At 45.2% G+C, this 6267-nt stretch carries 4 protein-coding genes and 1 pseudogene; 4 read left to right on the top strand and 1 reads right to left on the bottom strand.

Annotated features, from left to right (window positions below; translation table 11 throughout):
- Positions 1–53 precede the first annotated feature (53 nt).
- From F7C14_RS02065 to F7C14_RS02050, 4 genes are read left to right on the top strand one after another with little or no spacing between them, the layout of a single operon-like run.
- The gene (locus tag F7C14_RS02065) at positions 54–1535 is read left to right on the top strand and encodes a monovalent cation/H+ antiporter subunit D family protein (protein WP_290899478.1); all 1482 of its coding nucleotides are present in this window, start codon (positions 54–56) and stop codon (positions 1533–1535) included.
- On the top strand, positions 1532–3004 hold the full coding sequence (locus F7C14_RS02060) for a monovalent cation/H+ antiporter subunit D family protein (RefSeq protein WP_290899476.1): 1473 nt from the start codon (positions 1532–1534) through the stop codon (positions 3002–3004). Before F7C14_RS02065 ends, F7C14_RS02060 begins: the two co-directional genes overlap by 4 nt.
- Positions 3001–3228 carry a hypothetical protein gene (locus F7C14_RS02055; protein ID WP_290899473.1) on the top strand — a complete coding sequence of 76 codons (228 nt, stop codon included), beginning with the start codon at positions 3001–3003 and terminating at the stop codon, positions 3226–3228. The genes F7C14_RS02060 and F7C14_RS02055 overlap by 4 nt, the downstream gene beginning before the upstream one ends.
- Before the next feature lies 1 nt (position 3229).
- Positions 3230–4906, top strand: coding sequence for a Na(+)/H(+) antiporter subunit D (locus F7C14_RS02050; protein WP_290899471.1), 1677 nt, complete (start codon positions 3230–3232; stop codon positions 4904–4906).
- Between the two features lie 182 nt (positions 4907–5088).
- Here F7C14_RS02050 and F7C14_RS02045 read toward each other — a convergent pair.
- Positions 5089–6267: pseudogene (locus F7C14_RS02045) on the bottom strand (hypothetical protein); the annotation flags it as partial.

The following is a 6267-nucleotide window of genomic DNA, read 5'->3' as shown; positions in this document are numbered from 1 at the left end:
ATTTACAGAGAATACGGAACGTTAGAAGAGGATGAGCTGAAGGAGCTGATGGAATGATCGAGCATTTTCCGGTAGTGGTGGTTGCAACTTCGCTTTTATCAGCTTTTACGATTCTCCTCAGCGGAATTTTTAACAGGAAGATAGGCTACTACATCTCCCTCGGAACCGTAACTTTCCAGCTGATTCTCTCGATTTTCATTCTCGACCACGTAACGAAGTACGGAACGATAAGGTACTGGCTCGGCGGCTGGAGACCTCCCTGGGGAATAGAATACGCCACAGACGAACTCGGAGCTTACACGCTCCTTGTAGTTTTATTCTTCAGCTTTTTCGCAACGATTTACGCTAAGAGAATCGTGGAAAAAGAAATAGAGGAATACAAGATTCCCTACTTCTACACCCTTTGGCAGCTTTTGATCTCCGGAATGTGCGGAGTTGCTGTCACCGGAGATCTTTTCAACCTCTTCGTTTTTATGGAGATTGCCTCTTTGGCTGGATACGCTTTGATAGCGATGGCTGGCAAAAGAGCTCTTGTCGCCTCTTACAATTATCTAATCCTCGGCACAGTCGGAATTTCCTTCTACCTTCTTGGCACAGCTTTCCTTTACGCTGTTACCGGAACTTTAAACATGCTCGATGCAAAGATTCTTTTAAGCCTGCTCTACGAAAATAAAGTCGTTCATGCAGCTTTCGTCTTTTACTTCATCGGATTGGCAATTAAAATGGCTTTAATTCCCTTCCACATCTGGCAGCCCGATGCCTACGAATTTTCACCATCGGCTGTAACAGTTCTAATATCCACGGCGATGGCGAAGATAAACGCCTACGCTTTAATAAGAATAATATTTTCGGTTTTCACAACAGAGTTTCTTGAGAAGTTCTTAGCCGTATGGACTCTTGTGGCATGGATAGCCTCAGCTGCAATAATCCTCGGATCGATTTTCGCAATAATGCAGAGAAGTTTGAAAAGAATGCTCGCCTATTCCTCAATCTCTCACGTCGGATACATAGTTCTGGCTATGAGCTTTTTAAACACGAAGTGGGGTATTATGGCTGCAGCAGCCCACCTCTTAAACCACTCGCTCATGAAAGCCACTTTATTCATGGTCGCCTGCGGCTTCATATACAAAACTAATGCAAAAAGAATAGAGGAGCTTGAAGGGCTCGGAAGAAGAATGCCGTTCTCAGCTGCGGCATTCACCATAGCTGCAATTTCCATGATTGGAATTCCACCTACTGCGGGATTCGTTACGAAATTCTACATTATCCTCGCTTCTCTTGAGACTGGACAGCTTGGATTCATAGCCGTAATGATCGCAAGCTCTCTTCTTAGTTTGGTTTACTTCTGGAGGGTTATCGAGGCATTGTACATGAAAGGGCATCATGAAGAAGTCAAAAGAGACGATCTTCCAGCTTTGATACTCTACCCAGCTTTGATACTCGCCGTCCTCTGCATCCTTGCAGGAGTGTTCTGGCTGGCTAAGGGAGTGATGTTCCTTGAGAGTATAGCGAAAACCCTTGAGGTGGTTGGATGAGAGCAGAAGAGCTTTTAATTCTGCCAGTATTCACCCCTGGAATTGCTTCGATATTCATACTCCTCTTAAGAAAACATCCAAACTTGAGAGAAGCAGTTACAATAGCTGCTTCGATAATCAGCTTTCTCTCAATCTTCCTCCTTTCAAAAGAAGTTCTTGAAGGTCCAGTGGAAGTATCTCTTTTCAGCATAGCTCCGGGAATAGATTTTTCCTTTAAAGCCGATGCTTTCGGAACGATTTTCGCCGTAACATCTTCTTCTCTCTGGATACTCGTTTCTATATACTCTGTAGGATACATGAGAGCTTTAAAAGAGCATGCTCAAACGAGATTTTTCTTCAGTTTTGCCGTAGCGTTATTTTCAGCTTTTGGAATTGCTTTCTCGAAAAATTTAATCACCTTCTACGTTTTTTACGAGCTTCTCACAATCAGCACGTATCCGCTTGTTGCCCACGAGGAAAGCAAAGAAGCGATCTCAGCCGGAAGGAGATACTTAGCGTATCTTCTCCCCTCCGGAGGAGCTTTGTTAGCTGCGTCGGTGATAACCTACTGGCTCACCGGAACGACAGATTTTAAAGCCGGAGGAATTCTTTTCGGAGATGAATTTACTCTAAAAGCTTTATTCATACTTTTCCTCCTCGGTTTTGTCAAAGCCGCTTACATACCACTGCATTCCTGGCTTCCAACAGCCATGGTAGCTCCGGCGCCAGTTTCAGCTTTACTACATGCTGTTGCAGTTGTAAAAGCTGGAGTTTTCGGAGTTATGAGGGTCGTCTACTACATTTACGGCGTTGAACTCATGAGTGAGCTAAACCTTGGGGCAATATTAGCGATAGTGGCTGGATTTACGATGATCGTAGCAAATTTGCTTGCGATAGGAGAGGACAACCTGAAAAGGAGGATCGCCTACTCAACCATAAACCAGCTCTCCTTCATAATGCTTGGAGCTGCCATGCTTAATCCATCAGCATTTATCGGAGCTGCCATGCACATCCCCTTCCACGGATACATGAAAATAACTCTGTTCCTTTGCGCTGGAGCAATAGCTGTGATAAGTGGCAAGGATAAAGTCAGCGAGCTTGATGGACTCGGAAAAAGCCTACCCTTAACATTCGCAGCCTTCACAGTCGGAGCGATCGGAATGAGCGGAATTCCGCCAGCAGCTGGGTTCATAAGCAAGTGGTACATAGCCTTTGGAACGATAAATGCCGACAACTTACTCGCCTTAGCAACAATCCTCTTCGCCTCTCTGCTCGATGCCGTTTATTTCTTGCCGATAGTGAGAAACGCTTTCTTCAGAGGGGGCAGTTTGAATTTCAAAGAATTCGATCACATCTATTACATCTACATGATCGTTCCGCTAACAGTCACGGCAATTTTCTCAATCGTTCTTTTCCTTAATCCCGATACCTTAAACGTTTTCGAGCTTGCGAAGCAAGCAGTTAACGATTTATGGGGGGTTGGCAAATGAGGGGCTTTAGATTGCTTTACGCCCTCGCCTTGATTTTAATAATCGCTGACGTAGTTTATACTTTCTTTGCACATCCTAAACGGCATTTCTACTGGGAGGTTCCAGCTTTCAGCGCAGCTTTCGGCTTCGTTATGTGCATAGCCCTCGTTGTAATCTCGAAATCGATTGGGAAGTTCATAATGAAAGAAGAGGACTACTACGAAAAGCTGAAGAAGGTGAGGTAGAATGTGGGTGCATCCCGGAATTGTTGTGCTTGCGGGAGCGATTTTTCTTCCTTTCCTAAGACCAAGAAGAGTTGAGCAGATGATATTTCTTGCTTTACCTCTGATTTCTCTTTTAATTCTCATTCTCACATCCCTCGGCTACTTTGGAGAACTTCCCTTCGAGCTTAAAACGGAATTTCTGAATTACGATGTATTAATTCGAGTCGACAAGCTCTCTCTTGTTTTTGCCTACGTTTTCTCTATAGCAGCGATAGCGATGAACGTCTATGCCCTTCACTCAAGTAGCTTGGAGCATTTTTCAGCGATGGTATATGTCGGAAGCGCTTTGGGAGTTGTATTCGCCGGAGATTTATTTTCGTTCTACATTTTCTGGGAGCTCATGGCGGTAGGTTCTCTCTTCCTGATCTGGTTTAGGAGAACTAAAAAGGCTGAAGAAGCTGGATTTAGATATGCTTTGTGGCATCTTGCCGGAGGTCTTTTCCTCCTTGCCGGAATTGTTTTGTACGTGCTGCAAACGAACACAATAGAGTTCAAAGCTTTCAATAACGTTGGTCTTGCTTACTACCTCATTCTCCTTGGTTTTATAATAAACGCAGCCGTCCCTCCTCTTCACGCATGGCTTCCAGATGCGTATCCGGAAGCAACAGTTACCGGAGCTGTCTATTTAACGGCTTTCACGACGAAAAGTGCAGTTTACGCCTTAGCAAGAGGTTTTGCCGGAGAAGAGCTGTTAATGTGGCTCGGAGCGATTATGGCGATGTACGGTGTCATATTTGCAGTTCTCGAAAACGACGGCAGAAGACTGTTAGCTTACCACATAGTTTCCCAGGTAGGATACATGGTGGCTGGAGTCGGAATAGGCACGGCTATGGCGATAAATGGAGCCACATCCCACGCTTTCACCCACATCCTCTACAAAGCCCTTCTCTTCATGGGAATGGGAGCTGTGATAGAAGTCACTGGAAGAAGCAAGTTCACGGAGCTGGGAGGGCTTTATAAGTACATGCCAGTAACCTTCTATCTGTACATGATAGGAGCCTTTTCGATTTCAGCCTTTCCCCTTTTCAGCGGATTCGTTAGCAAGAACATGACGGTTTACGCTTCAGCAGAGGAGCACCTCGTTTTAATCTGGTTCCTCCTTGAAGGAGCTTCGGTGGGAACATTCCTCCACACGGGATTGAAGCTCCCGTGGAACGTTTGGTTCTCAAGAGATCCTGTGATAGAGGCAAGAGAGCCTCCGAAGAACATGATAGCCGGAATGGTTATTCTCGCAGCCTTAAACATTTTCTTCGGCACGTATCCGGGATACGAAATTCTCTACTCCCTACTCCCGTATCCAGTTGAATACAACCCCTACGATCCGGCAAAAGTTATCTCCATGAGCCAGCTTTTGCTCTTCACGTTCTTCGCCTTCTGGATAATGAGGGAGAAGCTGAGGGGAGAAGAAAAAATCGTCCTCGACACTGACTGGCTTCCAAGGATTGTAGGAAACTATTTCATCTATTATTGCCTGAAATTCACTGAGTTCTCCAAAGAGCTTGACAGAAAGCTACTCGAAACTTCCGGAAAGCTGAAAGCTATAACACAACTAAAGCTGAGGGAACTAACTCCCGGATACGGAGTGCTTATAGTCTGCTTGGTTTTCGCAGTATACCTGCTGCTGTTCATTTTTTCTTAAGCTAACTCCTTCACAGCCAGCACCGGTTTGAAAGTGGGAAGAGCTGAACAGCTAACGACAGCATCGTGGAATAAAAAACAGGTTTTCAATTCGCAATCGACTTTCATTTCATTGCAAGTGGTTACAGAATTCTTTGCATTCCTTTCTCGTATTCGTAAAATTAAAAAAATGGAATAATGTTTTTACCTTGCTCCCTCAAGGAATTTTTTGACCTCCTCTGGAGCTTTCTCTAACGCCGAGTTGTTAAGTTCTCCGTCGTCAAGGTAATCTATCGTATCGTACAGCACTTGTTTCACGTAACTTGGATTGTGCACGAAAGCTCCCGGCTCGCGAGCGAAGAGGTTGAGGTTGTAAGCGGAACCGAGAGTGTCTTTATCCGGCCAGTCCGTGAATGCGTTAGGCGGTCCTCTTCCACCACTGGGTGACGGATAGAAGTACGGATAAGCTGCTTTATCGTAGTATATTCCCTTCTCCGCCAGAAGTTGCTCTATATATTTTAGAGTTTCCTCATACTGCTTCTTCCTTTCTTCAATCGTCTTCGCAAGCTCTTCTAAGTCCTTATGACATTTTTCACAGACACTCTTAGCTTTAATTTCGACTTTTCCGTTCTCTTCAACAACAGCTTCAAATGTATGGTCCTCGTTCGGCATGTGGCATGCGATGCAAAGACCATCGATGTTCTGATGCGGATTGAAATCTGTATATTCCCTTCCGTCAAACTCGTAGGGCAGCGTTCTGAAAATGATTCCTCCAGCCGCTAAGTAGTGGGAGTTAAACGCTCCGAAGTGCTTTTTAATGTCTTCAGCTTTCTTTATCGCCTCTCCGCTGCTCCTTCCGGAGTGGCAGACCATACACAGGTTCGCTCCTCCGAGGTCTGGGACAGCTGAGATTCTGTCTGCCGGTTCAGAATATTCCGCGGTTTTCTCAAATTTGCCCGGATTTCTTAAATCAAAACTTTTATCTTCCACTTTGTGACACGCCCAGCAGTATAACAGCTCTTTTTGCTGTCCGCTCAGCAAGAACGTATTGTTTGCCGGATTGTAATTGTCAGGATCGCTGGCGAAGTTTCTAAAGCCCGTTGAAGTGTGACATTTCTGGCAAACTTTCCAATTAGGCTGTTTGAAATCGTAATGCACCCACGCCGGAGCGATGTCCTCAGATATAGCCGCCGAAAGATCCTTTTCCTTCACTTCAAGCAGATATCCTCCGTGGGCAGATCTGCCCCATTCGACCATTCTCGGAACAGCTTCCTTTCCAAAGTGGCAGCCGAAACATCCAAACTCCGGATTCACGTTAACACCTTCTATCTCCGCCGTCTCCGGATTGTCGTAATGCGTATTTATCGCAAACACCATAGCTTT

The sequence above is a fragment of the Ferroglobus sp. genome (assembly GCF_015521575.1).
In the GTDB taxonomy this organism is placed as follows: Archaea; Halobacteriota; Archaeoglobi; order Archaeoglobales; family Archaeoglobaceae; genus Ferroglobus.
This window is presented reverse-complemented; position numbering and strand designations above follow the sequence as displayed.

Excerpts from the sequence above, each read along its gene's own strand:
- F7C14_RS02065 (WP_290899478.1), top strand. The coding sequence starts at position 54 with ATGATCGAGCATTTTCCGGTAGTGGTGGTTGCAACTTCGCTTTTATCA.
- F7C14_RS02060 (WP_290899476.1), top strand. The coding sequence starts at position 1,532 with ATGAGAGCAGAAGAGCTTTTAATTCTGCCAGTATTCACCCCTGGAATT.
- F7C14_RS02055 (WP_290899473.1), top strand. The coding sequence starts at position 3,001 with ATGAGGGGCTTTAGATTGCTTTACGCCCTCGCCTTGATTTTAATAATC.
- F7C14_RS02050 (WP_290899471.1), top strand. The coding sequence starts at position 3,230 with ATGTGGGTGCATCCCGGAATTGTTGTGCTTGCGGGAGCGATTTTTCTT.